Genomic DNA, 17950 nt, shown 5'->3' with positions numbered 1-17950 from the left:
AGAAAAAATTACGGAGAAAAAAATGAGCGACAAAATTATCCAGTTATCTGATGATAGTTTCGAGGCCGATGTTATCAATGCTGCTGGTCCTGTGTTAGTTGATTTTTGGGCAGAATGGTGTGGTCCATGTAAAATGATCGCACCAATACTGCATGAAGTGGCTGACGAATTTGACGGCAAAGTAACAGTTGGTAAGCTGAATGTCGATGAAAATAACGAAACACCGCCTAAGTATGGTATTAGAGGTATACCTACATTATTGTTATTTAAAGACGGTAATGTTGCTGCAACTAAGGTCGGCGCATTATCAAAAGCGCAACTTTTGGAATTTTTGAACGAAAACATTTAGTCTTTCGTTATTACAAAATGAAATAAATAAGCTCAGCAAGTGCTGAGCTTTTTTGTAGGTGTCTAAACTCTATCCTTGGCTACAGCGCCCATTCCTATTGTAAATAAATTGTTATACAGGTTTTCTGTCATTGACCGATAGTATAAACAAGGGAAGTATTATTGCGTTAAATCAGCTGACAACTAGACAATTCACTGGACGCAGGGATTTTTTGGTGCTAACTTTTAGTCTGTTCACACCTGAACACCCCTATACTTCGCTCAAATCAGAGATGTAAATAAGTAAAAACTTTTGAATCACTCAATCAAACTGGCTTTAATAACAAGCTTCTAGCATAAAGACCCACCAATTATGAACCTAACGGAACTCAAGAACAAACCGATCAGTGAACTGGTTAAACTAGCCGAAGAAATGAAGCTAGAAAACATGGCTCGCGCTCGTAAACAAGACATTATTTTTTCTATCCTTAAATCTCACGCTAAAAGCGGTGAAGACATTTTTGGTAATGGCGTACTGGAAATTCTTCAAGATGGTTTTGGATTCTTGCGTTCCAACGACTCTTCATACTTAGCAGGGCCAGACGACATTTATGTTTCGCCTAGTCAGATCAGACGCTTCAACCTGCGCACTGGCGATACGATTGCTGGGAAAATACGCCCACCTAAAGATACAGAACGTTACTTCGCATTATTAAAAATAAGCGAGGTCAATTACGACCGTCCTGAAAATGCTCGTAATAAAATATTATTTGAAAACTTAACCCCCCTACATGCTAACGAACGTTTAATTATGGAACGTGGTAACGGCAGTAGTGAAGATATTACTGCACGGGTTTTAGATTTGGCGGCACCAATTGGTCGTGGTCAACGTGGTTTAATCGTTGCTCCACCTAAAGCAGGTAAAACATTACTGTTACAAAATATCGCCCAATCTATTGCGGCTAATCATCCAGAATGTTTATTAATGGTATTGTTGATTGATGAGCGACCAGAAGAAGTGACCGAAATGCAGCGCTTGGTGCGCGGTGAAGTAGTAGCGTCTACTTTTGATGAGCCAGCCAGCCGCCACGTTCAAGTAGCTGAAATGGTGATTGAAAAAGCCAAACGTTTAGTCGAGCACAAAAAAGACGTGGTTATCTTACTCGACTCTATTACCCGTTTAGCACGAGCTTACAACACAGTGATACCTTCATCAGGAAAAGTATTAACCGGTGGTGTAGATGCCAATGCATTACACAAACCTAAGCGTTTCTTTGGTGCCGCACGTAACATCGAAGAAGGCGGTAGCTTAACTATTATTGCCACAGCTTTGATAGATACTGGCTCTAAAATGGATGAAGTTATTTACGAAGAATTTAAAGGCACAGGTAATATGGAATTACACCTGAACCGTAAAATTGCTGAAAAACGTGTATTCCCCGCGATTGATTACAATCGTTCTGGTACACGTCGTGAAGAGTTATTAACCACACCTGACGAATTACAAAAAATGTGGATATTGCGCAAGATAGTGCATGAAATGTCTGAGATAGACGCGATGGAGTTTCTTATCGGTAAGTTGTCTATGACTAAAACAAACAATGAGTTCTTTACTGCTATGCGCAGACAAAAGAGCTAACCAATCTGTAGATCGATCTAAATCCGCTTACAGGAAACTGCTAGCGGATTTTTTTATGCGCCCTTCTAACAACTTAAGCTTAATATTTGACAAGTCCAGATGCTTTTAACATATTAGTTATTCGTTCACTTACAGTCGATGATCAATGAAACAGTTTATACCCGCCGCATTATTACTCTTAACTTTCACGCCCAGTATATTCGCCGCATCAAACGTCGAACAAATGGTTAACGATATCGAACCTCAGGTTATTAAGTGGCGTCATCATCTACATCAAAACCCCGAACTATCCAACCGCGAGTTTGAAACCGCAAAGTACATCACCAAACACCTTAAAAGCCTTGGATTAGAAGTGCAAACAGGGGTTGCCATAACAGGAGTAGTAGCAGTTCTTGATAGTGGTAAACCAGGACCAGTAGTAGCACTACGCGCTGATATAGACGGGCTGCCAGTGCTTGAACAAAATGATTTACCTTGGAAGTCAACTAAACGCGGCGAACTTGAAGGTAACGATGTACCCGTAATGCATGCCTGTGGACATGATACGCATGTTGCTATGCTAATGGGCGCAGCAGAAATTTTAGTCAATATGAAAAGTGAGCTAAGAGGCAAAGTGAAGTTTATTTTTCAACCCGCAGAAGAAGGTGCCCCTAGAGGAGAGAAAGGAGGGGCCCAGATGATGGTTGAAGAAGGTGTACTCAAAAATCCAGATGTAGACGTGATTTTTGGTTTGCATATCAGTGCTGATACAGATGTGGGTAAAATACGCTACAAAGAAGGCGGCTCTATGGCAGCAGTTGACCCTTTTAAAATCGTTATAAAAGGCAAACAAGCCCACGGCGCTTACCCTTGGTTAAGTGTGGATCCGATTACCACCGCAGCACAAATTATTATGAGTTTACAAACCATTGTCAGCCGAGAAATTAAACTCATTGACGAAGCAGCCGTGGTCACAATTGGTTCTATTCATGGCGGTAACCGTTCGAATATTATTCCCAGTGAAGTTGAGTTGGTTGGCACTATTCGTACCTTAAATAAAGCCGCACGAGAACATATGTATGAAGCGCTGCCCAGAAAAGTGAAAGGCATTGCTGACAGTATGCGTGCCGAAGTTGAAGTGACTTTGCCGTTAGATTATTACTATCCCATTACCTACAACGATCCTGCACTCACCGAAAAAATGGTGCCTACACTGATTAAAAGCGCTGGCCGAGAAAATGTCATTTATAGCAAACCAGTAACGGGTGCCGAAGACTTTTCATTTTTTCAGGAAAAAGTCCCCGGACTATATATGTGGGTGGGTGGTAAACCATTAGATGTACCAGAAGACCAAGCTCCAGTCCACCACACTCCAGAGTTTTATGTTGACGACTCGGGTATGAAAACAGGAGTTAAACTGCTCACAGACTTAACCTTGGATTACATGAATCAGCATTAATTTTGACTCTTTAATTTCCATTAATTAGGGTGGTTTCTATGCTGATTGCGATAAGCTACAATACGCGTCCAAAATTTTAGGGGGACTGGTTCCCCCACACCCTAAAATGTGATTTAAGAGAGAAAATTATGCCAAACGTGGCAATAGTAATGGGCTCAAAATCTGATTGGCCTACCATGCAAAACGCGGCGCTCATGTTAGACAAACTTGGCGTAAGCTATGTAGCTAAAGTTGTATCAGCGCATCGTACACCTAATTTACTCACAGACTTTGCTGAGCAAGCTGCTGAACAAGGCTTCCAAGTAATTATTGGTGGTGCAGGTGGCGCAGCGCATTTACCGGGCATGATAGCAGCGCATACACATTTACCTGTGTTTGGTGTACCTGTTCGCTCTAGTCAATTAAACGGTATTGATTCTCTGCTCTCTATTGTACAAATGCCCAAAGGTGTAGCAGTAGGCACTTTAGCGATCGGTGAAGCAGGTGCAGCTAATGCTGGATTGTTGGCAGCACAGGTAGTGGGTCTGCAAAATCCAGACGTACAACAAGCAATTAAAGACTTTCGTGCTGAGCAAACAGCTACTGTGTTAGCACAAGACGAATTAGTGCTTCCCTCTTTATGATAAAAATCGACTTGGGATTGTGTAAATGAGCATATTAGTTCTGGGATCAGGCCAGTTGGCTAGAATGATGGCTTTAGCTGCTTACCCGATTGGCGTAAGTGTTCAAGCAGTAGATGTTGCTAACAACAAAATAGTCGATCCTGTGAGTAAACAGATAATCAACAACTCCCTTGATAGAATGATTGAGGAAGTGAACGCCATCACAGTTGAATTTGAACATATTCCTGAGGACTTACTTGAGCTAGTCCATGCTAGTGGCAAGCTCAAACCAAGTGTAGAGGCAATTTTAACTGGCGCTGATAGAGTGCGTGAGAAAAAATTACTCGAAAAACTTGCGATTGCCAACTGCCCATTTGAAATCGTCACCGATGTTGAACAATTAGATGCCGCAGTCGAAAAGCTTGGTGAAAGATTAATCATCAAAGCAAGTAGAGATGGCTATGATGGATACGGCCAATGGCGTTTACAGAACAAAAACGACTTACCTGAACTTAAACAACAGTTATCAAAGCTGGATTTGCACAAGGTACCTTTGATTGTTGAGAAAATGCTCAACTTTGATCGAGAGCTTTCATTGGTTGCAGTGCGCAGTAGCAAAGGTGATATAGCTTATTATCCACTTGCTGAAAACTTGCATTATCAGGGCCAATTACATGTCTCTATTGCACCTGCCCCGCAAGTTGATGAAACACTCAATCAACAAGCACAAAACATCTTCAATAAATTAGCAGAATCCTTAGATTACGTAGGTGTATTGGCAGTAGAATTTTTCCAAATTGGTGAACAATTGTTAGTCAATGAAATTGCTCCACGAGTGCATAACTCAGGGCATTGGACCATGCAAGGCGCAGACACCTGTCAGTTTGAGAATCATCTTAGAGCTGTGAGGGGATTACCTTTAGGTTCAACTAAAGTGACCTCACCCACCGCAATGATCAATATCATTGGCTGCAAAGATTTTGCCCGCGATATGCTTGGCATTCCAGGTTGCCATTTACATTGGTATGGCAAAACACCGCGGAAAAAACGCAAAATGGGACATTTTAATTTATGTGCCGATAATTATGCTGAACTAGGCAAAACAATGTTGGCTTTGGCTGAATACGTGCCTATAGAATACTTCCCGACGCTTAAAGATGAAGCAGCCAGATTGGTGAAACTTTAAGCGTCTGAATATAATTTTATGGTATTTGATTGACATCATATAAATTGTGAATACAATAGCGCTCGCTTTAGGGATTAGCTGCTGCAAAGTAGTTTACCAACACTCCTAAAGTAGCGTCACGTTAAAGAAAAAACAGTGCCGACTTAGCTCAGTTGGTAGAGCAACTGACTTGTAATCAGTAGGTCACCAGTTCGACTCCGGTAGTCGGCACCACTTTTCTTTAGTCTTGTCTTCAAACAGTTTTGTAATCAGTCGCTAAGCCTCATAGCAGTTCGACTCCGAAAGTCAGCACCACTTTTCTTTAGTCTTGTCTTCAAACAGCTTTGTAATCAGTAGCTAAGCCTCATAGCAGTTCGACTCCGAAAGTCGGCACTACTTTTCTTTAGTCTTGTCTTCAAACAGCTTTGTAATCAGTAGCTAAGCCTCATAGCAGTTCGACTCCGATAGTAAGCACCACTTTTCTTTAGTCTTGTCTTCAAACAGCTTTGTAATCAGTAGCTAAGTCTCATAGCAGTTCGACTCCGGTAGTCGGCACCACTTTTCTTTAGTCTTGTCTTCAAACAGCTTTGTAATCAGTAGCTAAGCCTCATAGCAGTTCGACTCCGATAGTCGGCACCATCCCACTAACTATCTGATTCTAAATTATTTTTATGTTTTTATTGATTATCATGAAATCTCAATCGATTGAATTTAAAAGACTTTAAGTCCGAATATGATTTCGTTTGGGCGTGTAATTCAAGCTCCAGAAAACTTTTTATCCATTTAAATTGACTACGACCCCATTATTCACGCATAACACTTTAACCTTGGCCATTGCTCGCTCAAAAATCAGGGTAATAATATCAATCATTATGTTAGGTCAACCCAAACTGGTTAACTCATCTAACTATTATCTGCCAAGTCTTGTGCTAACAGACTTAGTTCAGCGGCTTTAAACACATGGGCCTGTGTCATGGCGTGTTCTGTTCGGTTAATCACATCTAAAATGAGCTGGCCAAAAAATGGAAAGCCACTTTTATCAATACAGTCAATTTCTTGCTCTTTATCAGCATTGGTTAAAAACAGTTTTGAAGCAGGAGCTTGACGGGCTACATCATTGTACTTACGGCATTCAATATTGCCTTCAGTGCCTAAGATAAACGTGCGCCCATCCCCCCATGTGGCTTGACCGTTTGGGGTAAACCAATCTACACGAGTATAAAAAGATGTACCGTTATTGCCTGTCATAGACAACTCACCAAAATCTTCTAAATCAGGTTTATCGCTATTATTTAAATTGCTGGCACGCGCAAAATTGATATCGGCATCAGTTGCCCCACTGTATGTTAAAAACGGCTCGACCTGATGCGAGCCAATATCAGTTAAGATCCCGCCATAGGCTTGTTTATCAAAAACCAATCTGGTCGTGTTGTTTTGGCTAACCGATGGGGTGCTAAATTGATCACTTGTAAGACTCGGCCAATTGCACCCGACTTAATTAATTCTCCCGCATGCCAAGCCGCTTCGTTATGCAATCGTTCGGCATAATACACGGCATACTTTTGCTGTGTTTGCGCCACCACTTGTTTCACTTTTTGTAACTGCTCGAGGGTGGTGAATGGGGATTTATCTGTAAAATAATCTTTGCCCGCTTGCAGCACTTTAATACCAATATCTGCCCGTAGATTAGGAGTGGCAGCACTGGCAACCAGCTGAGTTTGAGTATCAGCTAATATTTCCTCAAAGGAATCAACACCTATGACTTGTGGATATTTGGCACAAAACTCGGCACGTTTTATAGGGTCTGGGTCGTAAACATATTTTAGGCTAGCACCTGCTTGTACTAAACCGTTAGTTTGCGCATATATGTGCCCATGGTCTAAAAATGCCACAGAAAAGAAAAAGTCTCCCTGTTGAACCACCTTTTTGACTCGGCCTTCTGGACTGTAGTGAGCGCCGTCTTTTATGTTGGGTTGTTGTTGTACAGATTGATTATCCATATCCCCTACCTTAATTGCACATAAGTAGAATACGCAACACTACTCAGCACAGTGATAATACAAAGTAACATTGCCGCATTGAATACATACCTTTTCAAACCCTCAGGCCTTGCATCACCTAAATACTCTTTGTTGTTATGCAGTAACGCCCAACCGATATAAGCGATAGGTAACAAAAATCCGCAAATGGCCGATGTGGGTAACACTACGTAAGCGCCCATGGTAGACCAAACAAATACGCCTAACACCGCAGGTGTCGGTGCGAGCAGAGCCAGTTTGTATTTTAGACTGCCTTCTTGCCAACCAAACATAGCTGCCGCCGCAGAGCCGCAGCAGAGCATATGCATGACTAAAGAGCCCACCGCCATGCCCAAAATTCCGCAGGCAAAAATTAAACGACTGGTGACTTCGTCAAGTCCGGCAGACATAAACATTTTTCCCGCTTGAGTAGGACTAAGCTTGCCTTGGATATCCATGTCTGAACCAAAAAACGCACCGGCGGCGGCAATACTAATCAGGCTAGTGACTAAGATGTATTGGATCACCAAACCTAAACCTATGTCATAACGAGACAACTCCACATGAGCAGGCGTCCACTTTTTATGCAGCAAGGTATAACCGTAAATAAACGTCATATTGATACCAACGGCACTGCCAAGCGCCGCCATCATGGTGGTCACGCCTTGGGGTGTTTGTGGCAATGAACTTGGGATATAACCCGCTAACACGGCTGTCCAATTAACCTTGCCATTAAGCGATGCACTGATCACCACCCAAGCAAACGCGATGACAATTAAACCACTCAGTATCTTTATGCCTGTCTCAAAAATTCTAACTGCGTTGTGTTTTCCATTTCCCCCATCAACTTGTGCACCGTATTTCCATGCCGTAAACGCACAACCCGCCCAAACAATGACAGCCAGTAAGAGCAAATATAAATCTCGTCCTAATGGATTGTCTTGATCGATTGAAAAACCAGTTGATACAACAATGATCTCTTCTAACATGCCTGCACTCAGCGGGTAATGCGCAAACCCCCAGATAATACTAGACGCAAACGCAGCGATGGCCCACGCCCATGCCAAACCGGGATTAACGTGTTTTTTCATCGATTCAAAGGGGGATTTTTGGCTGTGCAAGGTTTGATGAGAAAGGGCAAATAACATGATACAACCAATCAACATAGCAATAGGTTGCACCCATAAAAATTCGTAACCAAAAACCGCACCTATGGTAAGCGAAGTCACGGCGCTACCACCGCCTAAGGTCATCGCCCCTTGCAGCCAACCGGGACCACTTAACGCGGTATATTTAGGTATTCTGGCGTACCATGCTTTTTTACTGAGTGCTTGTAATAGCTGCACTTCTTGTTGCTGTTGAATATTCATAACTAACCTTGGTTAACGATATGACTGTTGCATATCAATAGTGGCGGTGCGATTGGATTTTTGGCGTAAGCAAGAAGTCGCGATTTTTTGGTCGAGAACCTCTTGATAAAGCACACGGTCCAGTGGGAAGGTAATCACAGTATTTTGCCAAGTGGATAACAGCATTGCGTTAGCCAAATCCAGAGAGGCCAGACCCATTTCGGCATTAACCATTAACCATTAACGCCTCTTCATACAAAATAGCCCGTACAAAGTTGTTCATTATCACCGCGTGTTGATTAACAGTTTCATCAATAACAATATCTGTTGTCTCCGAATCTGGCATGCCAAACATATTGTCAGTGCTGCGATTGAAATCCGCAGTACTTTGCCTATTAAGCGTTTGGCTAAGTTTACCCCCATCAAAATGCAGACTGCCCTTGTCGCCAATAATATCTAAACGATTTACTCCCGGCGCTTCGCCCGTTGAGGCAACAAACACGCCTGTGGCATTGTTGTTGTAACGCAGCACTGCACTGACTTCGTCTTCTACCTCTATATCGTGATATTTACCAAACTCACAAAAAGCCTGAATCTGTTTGGGCATACCGCATATCCACTGAAAAATATCCAAATTGTGAATGCATTGATTCACCAACAACCCACCACCTTCACCTTTCCAAGTGGCTCGCCAATCACTGACTTGAAAATATATTTCGGGGCGAAACCAGTTGGTCATGGTCCAGTGCGTGCGTTGTATATCGACCAACACACCACTGTCCACTATTTGTTTGATTTTCAGGAAAGTCGGATCAGTACGTTGATTCAACATCAAAGCAAACTTAGTGTTTTTGCTCGCTTTAGCAATCAGTTGCTCACCTTGATAAGACGACAATGCAATTGGCTTTTCTAACATCACATGAATGTTGTTAGCTAACGCATATTCAGCAATATCAAAATGAGAAAAAGTCGGGGTAGCAATCAATACCGCATCTACTAACCCTGAGTCGATTAGCTGACGATAATCTGTAAAGTGAGTAACACTCAGCTGTGCCGTCAACTCACTTGGATGACGGCTACATAAGGCAGTGATCTGACATTGGCTAACCGCCTGACTGGTAACATTAGCAATATGCTGCTTGGCAATATTACCTAAGCCAATTACTCCCAAGCGAATACTCTGTTGCTGACTTGTCATTAGCTAAAATCCCTGTGGCATAGTATTAATAATACTGTTACTTCCCAGTCACAAAATCTTGTTGCTGATAAGGAGCCTTTCTACCTGCTGTGCTTTCTCGTAACGACCTAAAAGTCTCGGCTTTAACTTCTGAAGACTCATTGCCCCAGTTATTACGTATGTAGGTGCTGATATCAGCCAATTCTTGGTCACTCAATGAAGCAACAAAACCAGGCATAATCATACTGCCCTTGTAGTCTTTGTGATTGACTGTGATGGGCCCCATTAATCCATGTAACAACACTTTCCCTAGGCGTTCAGTTGTGGTTTTTACCCACTCACTGTCGACTAAGGGTGGTCCCATATTACTGATACCTTCACCATTTTTAGCATGGCAACCAAAACAAGCAGCCTTGCCATCATACAAACCTTTACCGCGCTGATAACTTTCCTGTCCGCTTTGGCTTAGCTGAAGCACATTACTTTTCATCACCTCTTTTATTCCCACAGAATCAAGCATGGCCAAAAATTCCATTTGCTGGCTGGCAGCCATTAACCCTTTAAATTCAGCTTCACGCTCATTCAGACCGCTGATAGCGGCCTCTTTTATTAACGGTGCTGTTAAGTGGGTTTTAATGACCATTTTTAAAGCCTGCAATGGCAACTCGCCGCTTATTTCACCGGCAATTAAAGCGATTTGCAGGGCCACTTCATAATCTGATGAAGCCATTTCATTCAAATGTTTAGCAATAATGGGGTGATCCACTTTTGCTAGTCTGATACTCAGTGCAATCGCTGAAATTTGCACTTTAGGATGAGCGTCAGTTAACCCCGCCTCAATACTGGCTAGATTTAATCCACCCAGTCCCTCTAGGGTCCACAAAGCACTTATTTTTCCAAGATGATCTGTCTTTTGGTCATTCAGTAATTTACGAATGGCGGGCACAACTGTTTGGTCGCCAAGTTGCACCAATAGTCGCCTAGCAGTATCACGCCACCAACCATTAGTATGCGTGAGATAAGCAACCAACTGAGCAGCTGATTTGTCGTTTAAATGAGGGGCAACACCAAGTGGCCTATCTTGCCAGCGTAGTCGATAAATACGGCCCATAGAACGATTGTTTTTATCTAGGCCGCGAGATTCATATTGTTCGCGTAAGTAGGTGGTTAAAAACTCTTTGTGCTGAATAATACCGTGATACATATCGACTATATATAACGAACCATCAGGTGCTGTGTTTAGATTCACCGGACGAAAACGCTCATCGGTAGAAGTTAATATTTCCGACTCTGGATACAGTTCAGTTCCTCCAAGCATCCCCTGCTGTTCAATCACTCTGCGAACCGACACTAAATTTCCAGCTGGCTCTGGAGTAAAAGACACACCATAAAACTCAGCAGGAAACTGATCGCCTCTGTATATCTGATTACCCGATGCAGCGGTGAAATTAGCTAGTTTGCCCTTGTTCGGCCCCTCTTCTACCAATATATTGGGCAGATAGGCTCGGTTTACTCCGGGATTAATCCGTGACGGATAAACACGAGTCGTACCTATATTATTGGCGTTAGGTTTTTTGAAACTCGGGCTGGTTACCAGAGAGCTAGGGCGCAAATATTCACCTTGTGCAGGTGAGCTATTACCGTTGTGGAATAAACGGCCGTAGTCATCAACACTGATACCCCACTGCCCCCTATATTCAGTGTCGGCTAACACCATTTTCCAATATTGATTACGATAAATTTCTTCAGCGCCTTGGGGAACAACAGCATCTAGATTGAGTGTTTTGTAACGGCGATCGATTTTTGCGTTTTAATACCAATTGTCTAAGGAGTACATCATGCCATTCGGTTTGTGTTCAACATTGCCACCTTTGGCATAAATTGGGTCTACGACTTCCCGAACACCTAATTTATCGCCCTCAAGTACTTCTGCAAAATACAGCTGCTCAAGATCAGCATACAAAATACCGCCTTTTACTAAGGCTATTGTTCTTGGCAAAATTACGTCATCCAGAAACACTGTGCGTTTATCTACTTGGCCATCACCATTGCTGTCTTCTAATATGGCGATATTGCCTTCTGGTAATTCTTCATTATTACCCTCAGTGTCGGGCATAAAAGTGGTCATTTCTGCCACCCACATACGGCCACCACCATCAAACGCCATCGCGATAGGGCTTAACACAAAAGGTTTGGAGGCAACATTTTCGAGCACAAACCCCGGTTGAATTTGAGTCGATGCAAGCGCTTGTTCAACAGATAAGATGGGAGCCGGTGGTATTGCTTCTGCTGGGATAGGCGGTGTCATGTCGTGACCTTCCCTATCGCCTTTGTTTTTCTTAACCATGTCAACTGGCACTGCACTGCTATATGTTAAGAGCGCTCCAAAAAGATAAACAAAATACTTCATATTCAATCCAATTCCTTAACGGTCACGTTGCGAAAACGTACGATGTTATTGGTTTTACCAAGCTTTCTTAATTCTTCACTACCGTGATGTTGTAAGCCAATCAAACCTTGTTGGTCTTTGGTGTCAATTATATGTGTGGTTAAAATATCGTTTAGGTATATTTTGATATTGCTACCTCGACATTCGATACGATATCGATTCCATTCACCAGATTTGTAGGCATTGCTGCGCTTAGCTGACCACATAGGTGACACATTTCGAATAAAATGATGATCAGGATGTGAACGACTAGGGTGCGGAGGATGCAACCATTCTCGTCTTGCTTGATCGTACAGCCCGCCACTCCATTTTCTGTTAGATGGGTCCACTTCGGCTTGATAACCTACCGCCTCTTGGTACCCCTCTTTTGTAGGTTTAAGCTGAGCTCTAAATATTATCCCAGAGTTACTGTATTCTTTGACACTCGGCATTTTCACTTCAACGTTTAGAATGAAATTCTTGTAAGTTTTTTTAGTTAATAAAAAGAAGTTGCCTGTAGAGTTAAGGCTGATCACATCATCAATGACTTCAGCCTGTCCATAATTGTAAACGTTCTGAAACAGACTTAATTGCGGATCTATCAACGACTGCGTATTCGCTAACGCATTTTGAGTAAAGGCTGTGAGTAAATAAAAACTCAGGATACGGGTCACTAATTTCATATTTACCTTCTTGAATTGTTTGACCATACAAGCCTAGATATGACAAAAACTGTCTGGGCCACCAATTCAGAATCAATTATTTTAATTAAGAATCAACACATTGAACAAAAAATTAACATGGCTGTCTATGTAAATATCATAATGAAAACAGATTTGAGTATTATTATTCTTAGTGCCCAAAAGTATTGAAGCTAAAAGCCGCAAAGCGCCTAATATTGAAGTCATTAAATTATGAATTCTTTTAAGTTCGTTACTGTATTTCCCAAATTTTGGTTTTGTTCTATGTAATTCCCATTTTTTTTATTTACCTTGTCTTTTTAAGGGCGTTTAATTGTTAAGATTTATACTCAGTTGTTAATTATTTTTAAATCATAGGGAGTATCGATGAATGTCAAACTTAAGCAATTCTGCCGAAGCAAAAGTTAACACCTCTGCGTCACGACGCCAGTTAATTAAAAATGTGGCATTAGGTTTGACAAGTGCCAGCTTATTCGGCCAGTCAACGCTGTCTTTTGCGGCTACAGCCGAAAGCAAAAACCCTGCAGCTGCTACTTCAGCGAATCCTAGTTTAAAAGGTAATATTCACCACTCAGTAAGTCGTTGGACTTACGGGGACTTAAACATTGATGAATTATGTCAGGTGGTAAAAGATTTAGGTTTTACCGCCATTGACTTAGTTGGGCCAACAGATTGGCCAACCTTAAAAAAACACGGTGTTTACTCGTCCATGTGTAATGGTGCCGAGCTAAATTTGACCGACGGTTGGGGTGATAGTCAATTTCACGATGAGCTTATCAAACGTTATCTTAAGCACATTGATTTGGTCGCTGATGCTGGTTATGTCAATCTAATTTGTTTTAGTGGCAATAAACGCGGCATCGAGCCCTCTGTTGGTCTAGATAATGCCGTGCGAGGTTTGCAGAAAATATTACCTTATGCTGAAAAACGCGGAGTGGTAATCCAAATGGAGTTGTTTAATAGCAAGGTTGACCATCCTGACTATTTTGCGGATAACTCTAGCTGGGGTATCGATTTATGTAAGCGTTTAGACTCACCAAACTTCAAATTGCTATACGACATTTATCATATGCAAATTAGCGAAGGCGACATCATTCGCACCATACAAGATGAACATCAATATTTTGGTCATTACCACACCGCTGGTGTACCCGGCAGAAATGAAATTGATGATTCACAAGAGCTAAATTATGCGGCTATTTCACGGGCAATATTAGCCACAGGTTTCAAGGGCTATTTGGCACAAGAGTTTATTCCGACCCCGCCAGACGCCGCTGGGAAAATCGAATCATTGCGACAAGCAATTCAAATTTGTGATGTGTAAAACGTCTAATAAAAACATCTTACAGCAATTAAAAATATGTATTTAAGGGAAATTTATGGCAAATAATGATTATGACGCGATTGTAGTAGGCTCTGGAATAAGCGGCGGATGGGCAGCTAAAGAGTTGGCCGAAAAAGGCCTAAAAGTATTGATGCTTGAGCGTGGTCGCAATATCGAACACATCAAAGATTATACCAATGCATTTCACGAGGCTTGGGATTACCCACATAGAGGGTTACCTACGCAACAGATGAAAGCGGATAACCCTAAGTTGGCTCGAGAATATACCCTAAATGAAATGACTAACGGTATGTGGGCAAACGATAAGGATCACCCTTACACCGAAGTAAAACGTTTTGATTGGTTCAGAGGTTATCATATGGGTGGACGCTCTTTGCTTTGGGGGCGTCAAAGTTACCGCTGGAATGCTGAAGATTTCACTGCCAACCTAAAAGATGGGGTGGCAGTCGACTGGCCAATTCGCTACGCAGATTTAGCGCCTTGGTATGACTATGTAGAAAAATTTGCCGGTATTGCTGGCACCCAAGAAGGTCTAGACGTGCTACCAGACGGTCAATTTCTACCGCCAGTACCATTAAATATGGTTGAAAAAGACGTCGCGAAACGCATAGAAAAAGTCTACAAAGGCATGCGCCATCTTATACATAGCCGCACCGCGAATATCACTCAGGCAATGCCCGAACAAAATAGAGTTGGCTGCCAATACAGAAATAAATGTTGGCTTGGTTGCCCATTTGGTGGCTACTTCAGCACCCAATCTTCTACTTTACCGGCAGCCATGAAAACCGGTAACTTGACCGTCAGGCCTTATTCAATAGTGACGCAAGTGCTGTATGACAAAAACAGCAAAAGAGCCACCGGTGTTGAAGTGCTGGATTCAGAAACCAATCTAACCTATGTATTTAATAGTAAAATTATTTTCTTAAACGCTTCAACTTTAAATTCGTCTTGGATCATGATGAATTCTGCCACTGATGTTTGGGATAATGGATTAGGTTCGAGCTCAGGGGAACTTGGTCATAACGTTATGGATCATCACCTAGCAGTTGGCGCACACGGCAGCATTGAAGGTTATGAGGACAAATATTATTCAGGTAGACGTCCTTGTGGATTCTACATCCCAAGATTTCGTAATTGGGGCAATGACAAACGCGACTATGTACGCGGCTTTGGTTATCAGGGCTCAGCATCTCGCTCAAACTGGCAGCAAAATGTCGCTGAGTTAGGCATAGGCGCTGACTTTAAAAATGCTTTGGCTGAACCCGGCTCATGGAACATTGGCATGGGTGGTTTTGGTGAAATATTACCTGATCACAAGAACAAAGTGACACTGGATAAAAGTGTGAAAGATAAATGGGGACTGCCTGTTTTGTCGATGGATGCTGAATTACAAGCAAACGAATTACGCATGCGTAAAGACATGAAACAAGATGCAATGGACATGTTAGAAGCAGCGGGCGTTAAAAATGTGCAAGGCTGGGACGGGGATTCACCAATAGGCAAAGGCATTCACGAAATGGGGACTGCCAGGATGGGCAGAGACGCGAAAACCTCTGTTCTAAATAAACATAACCAAATCTGGGATGCGCCTAATGTGTTTGTTACCGATGGTGCCTGTATGACATCTGCTTCGTGTGTTAACCCTTCTTTAACCTATATGGCCATTACAGCCAGAGCGGCGAGTTTTGCGGTTGAAGAACTTAAGAAGAGGAATCTATGATGGATAGACGCGATCTGTTAAAAATGATCATGGCGACAACAGGTGTTGCCATGGTGGGAGGCGATGCTTTTGGCTACGAAATGAAAGGCCAAGTCCCCTTAAGCAAGACGATATTTTCCTCAGACGATGTCATCTTGTTTAATGAAGTTGCCGAAGTCATTTTACCTCGTACTAGTACACCAGGAGCCAAAGATGCCAATGTAGGATTAATGGCACTCATTTTAGCGAATGATTGTTATACCTCAAAAGAACGTGACGTCTTGGTCCAAGGATTACAATCCCTGAATGAGCAATCTCAAAAAGACTATGGCTCACCCTATTTATTATTAAACACGCAACAGCAAACTGAGTTTGTCACCCAATTGGATGTTGATGCCAAAACTTACAATAATAAACAAGACATCTATTATTTATCGGTCACTCCCTACGATAGAAATAGTAATGATGATAAACCACTTCCCCATTATTTTACCTTGATAAAGCAACTGACCCTGTTTAGTTTTTTCACCTCAAAAGAAGGGGCAACAAAGGTCCTTCGTTATGAAGCGACTCCGGGTAAATATAATGGTGAGCTTGAGTATAAGAAGGGCGATCGAGCTTGGGCAACTTAGGCTAAACCCAGAGTTATACGGATTGGTATTAACCTGCACTCTAGATAAAAGACATTACTTATCAAAAGTGCAGGTTAACTATTGTTTTCTTTCATTGATAATGACTAGGCAATGGAGCAAACACTTCTTCCATTGCGCATCAAAAATTGGTTTTAAAGGTTATAACTTGCGCCTAGATAAAATGCCGGTCCATTTGCTGCAAAACCAATATCATCCTGATAATCGCTGTCGGTAATATTGGTCAGCTGCAAAGAAAACTGCCAATTAGCATCATATTGATACTGCACATTGGCATCAAACCGCATATAGCTGTCTAACGTTTGTTGTTGTGCATCACCTGTATACAGCGATGTAACATAACGTTCATCAACCCACATCCCTTGCAGGTTATAACTCAACACACTATTCGGGTTATAACCAATCGAAGGACCCAAGGTGATTTTAGGTCGGCCATTGAGCGGGTTCTGCGCATTTATATCACTGTAATTAAATTGCCCATTAACATGCCATTTTTTATCTAATGACTGCCATTGCACATAACCATCGACACCACTGATATCAACACTTGCACGGTTAACATTGGTAAACAGCTCGGCATCAAAATCCACTAAATCACGATATTCATTATCAAAATAGTTGGCTGATGCAGTCACTTGTTGACTCTGCCATTCAACGCCAAATTCCACTGTGATTGAAGTTTCAGGCTTTAGATCAGGGTTACCCACTAAGGTATGGCCCAAGGCAAAAAAGCTCGGTAACTTAAACCCTTCACCACGATTAAGCAGAAAACTCAGATTATCGTTCAGTTGATAACGCACGCCCAATTGCACACTTTGGTCGTCATTAAAACCAACAGCAGCATCATGACGTACGCTAGCTTGCAGTAACAAACCCTCAGTAACAAAGCCATTTAAATTAACAAAAGCGCTGTTTATGCGGCGATCCAAATCAAAAGTGGTGGGTAGCAAAAAACCGATATCCAAGTAGCCGTCGCTCACACCTTGTTCTTTTTTTGTCTCCAAACCAATATTGGCCCACAGTCTTTCTTGGTCACCTAGAGTGTTCACTCAAGTGCTGCTGGTTCGGGTAAAGTCAGTATTTGCACCATTCGCTGGTACAGAGGAATAAGGCACTATGCCAGGCGATCGATACTCATCTTCTCGATTAAACCAAGTGCTAGAGACCCTACTTTTCCATTGGGGAGTGATTTGCCACTGCCAATTAATAGCCGCTTGTTGGTTGCGGTAATCAGTGCTGTCTAACGCTTCGCTTTGGGCAAGTTCGGGGCCACCACTTTGTTCAGGATAAGTGGTATTACTACCGTCAAAATAACGATAAGAAAAAGCAACCTGATGGGTGATGAGATGGACGCTCCCTAATACGGCGTCAATGCGCCAAAATAGAATTTTCAACGAGACTATTTACATAGG

Annotated in this window: 18 protein-coding genes and 1 tRNA gene; 9 read left to right on the top strand and 10 right to left on the bottom strand. The window is 42.2% G+C overall.

Going from position 1 to position 17950, the window contains the following annotated elements:
- The first annotated feature begins 22 nt into the window (after positions 1-22).
- From trxA to QZ488_RS06720, 6 genes are all read left to right on the top strand, one after another.
- The gene (gene trxA, locus QZ488_RS06745; RefSeq protein ID WP_293747070.1) at positions 23-349 is read left to right on the top strand and encodes a thioredoxin TrxA; all 327 of its coding nucleotides are present in this window, start codon (positions 23-25) and stop codon (positions 347-349) included.
- A gap of 351 nt (positions 350-700) precedes the next feature.
- A complete protein-coding gene (rho, locus tag QZ488_RS06740) occupies positions 701-1966 on the top strand; it encodes a transcription termination factor Rho (protein ID WP_293747069.1) in 1266 nt (421 codons plus the stop codon).
- A 145-nt stretch (positions 1967-2111) separates the two neighbouring features.
- Positions 2112-3404, top strand: coding sequence for an amidohydrolase (locus QZ488_RS06735; RefSeq protein ID WP_293747068.1), 1293 nt, complete (start codon positions 2112-2114; stop codon positions 3402-3404).
- Positions 3405-3532: 128 nt separating this feature from the next.
- Positions 3533-4027, top strand: coding sequence for a 5-(carboxyamino)imidazole ribonucleotide mutase (gene purE, locus QZ488_RS06730; protein WP_293747067.1), 495 nt, complete (start codon positions 3533-3535; stop codon positions 4025-4027).
- Between the two features lie 25 nt (positions 4028-4052).
- The gene (locus tag QZ488_RS06725; protein ID WP_293747066.1) at positions 4053-5192 is read left to right on the top strand and encodes a 5-(carboxyamino)imidazole ribonucleotide synthase; all 1140 of its coding nucleotides are present in this window, start codon (positions 4053-4055) and stop codon (positions 5190-5192) included.
- A gap of 137 nt (positions 5193-5329) precedes the next feature.
- Positions 5330-5405 (top strand) — tRNA-Thr (locus tag QZ488_RS06720).
- A gap of 669 nt (positions 5406-6074) precedes the next feature.
- On the opposite strand, the gene QZ488_RS06715 is transcribed toward QZ488_RS06720, so the two are convergent.
- From QZ488_RS06715 to QZ488_RS06680, 8 genes are all read right to left on the bottom strand, one after another.
- Complete coding sequence (locus QZ488_RS06715) at positions 6075-6590, bottom strand: hypothetical protein (RefSeq protein ID WP_293747065.1); 516 nt, start codon at positions 6588-6590, stop codon at positions 6075-6077.
- Positions 6554-7171 (bottom strand): Gfo/Idh/MocA family oxidoreductase, encoded by a 618-nt coding sequence (locus QZ488_RS06710; protein ID WP_293747064.1) that lies wholly within the window; start codon positions 7169-7171, stop codon positions 6554-6556. Before QZ488_RS06710 ends, QZ488_RS06715 begins: the two co-directional genes overlap by 37 nt.
- Before the next feature lie 5 nt (positions 7172-7176).
- Entirely contained in the window at positions 7177-8559 is a 1383-nt protein-coding gene (locus QZ488_RS06705; RefSeq protein ID WP_293747063.1) for a divalent metal cation transporter, read from the bottom strand.
- 12 nt (positions 8560-8571) lie between these two features.
- Positions 8572-8772, bottom strand: a complete 201-nt coding sequence (locus QZ488_RS06700) for a hypothetical protein (protein WP_293747062.1) — start codon at positions 8770-8772, stop codon at positions 8572-8574.
- Complete coding sequence (locus QZ488_RS06695; RefSeq protein WP_293747061.1) at positions 8765-9736, bottom strand: Gfo/Idh/MocA family oxidoreductase; 972 nt, start codon at positions 9734-9736, stop codon at positions 8765-8767. The genes QZ488_RS06700 and QZ488_RS06695 overlap by 8 nt, the downstream gene beginning before the upstream one ends.
- A 37-nt stretch (positions 9737-9773) precedes the next feature.
- Complete coding sequence (locus QZ488_RS06690; protein ID WP_293747060.1) at positions 9774-11429, bottom strand: c-type cytochrome; 1656 nt, start codon at positions 11427-11429, stop codon at positions 9774-9776.
- Positions 11430-11525: 96 nt separating this feature from the next.
- Positions 11526-12125, bottom strand: coding sequence for a hypothetical protein (locus tag QZ488_RS06685; RefSeq protein ID WP_293747059.1), 600 nt, complete (start codon positions 12123-12125; stop codon positions 11526-11528).
- Positions 12126-12127: 2 nt separating this feature from the next.
- A complete protein-coding gene (locus tag QZ488_RS06680) occupies positions 12128-12826 on the bottom strand; it encodes a DUF1080 domain-containing protein (protein ID WP_293747058.1) in 699 nt (232 codons plus the stop codon).
- Positions 12827-13214: 388 nt separating this feature from the next.
- On the opposite strand from QZ488_RS06680, the gene QZ488_RS06675 reads away from it, so the two are divergent.
- From QZ488_RS06675 to QZ488_RS06665, 3 genes are read left to right on the top strand one after another with little or no spacing between them, the layout of a single operon-like run.
- Entirely contained in the window at positions 13215-14168 is a 954-nt protein-coding gene (locus tag QZ488_RS06675) for a TIM barrel protein (protein ID WP_293747057.1), read from the top strand.
- 55 nt (positions 14169-14223) lie between these two features.
- A complete protein-coding gene (locus QZ488_RS06670) occupies positions 14224-15909 on the top strand; it encodes a GMC family oxidoreductase (RefSeq protein WP_293747056.1) in 1686 nt (561 codons plus the stop codon).
- Positions 15909-16520 (top strand): gluconate 2-dehydrogenase subunit 3 family protein, encoded by a 612-nt coding sequence (locus QZ488_RS06665; protein ID WP_293747055.1) that lies wholly within the window; start codon positions 15909-15911, stop codon positions 16518-16520. The genes QZ488_RS06670 and QZ488_RS06665 overlap by 1 nt, the downstream gene beginning before the upstream one ends.
- Positions 16521-16672: 152 nt before the next feature.
- Here QZ488_RS06665 and QZ488_RS06660 read toward each other — a convergent pair whose 3' ends face one another.
- Together QZ488_RS06660 and QZ488_RS06655 are read right to left on the bottom strand one after the other, a co-directional pair.
- Complete coding sequence (locus QZ488_RS06660; RefSeq protein ID WP_293747054.1) at positions 16673-17587, bottom strand: TonB-dependent receptor; 915 nt, start codon at positions 17585-17587, stop codon at positions 16673-16675.
- Positions 17588-17932: a hypothetical protein gene (locus tag QZ488_RS06655; protein ID WP_293747053.1), complete on the bottom strand. Its 345-nt coding sequence runs from the start codon at positions 17930-17932 to the stop codon at positions 17588-17590.
- Positions 17933-17950: the final 18 nt, after the last annotated feature.

Origin of the sequence: uncultured Paraglaciecola sp., assembly GCF_913020055.1 — a bacterium.
Classification (GTDB): domain Bacteria; phylum Pseudomonadota; class Gammaproteobacteria; order Enterobacterales; family Alteromonadaceae; genus Paraglaciecola.
This window is presented reverse-complemented; position numbering and strand designations above follow the sequence as displayed.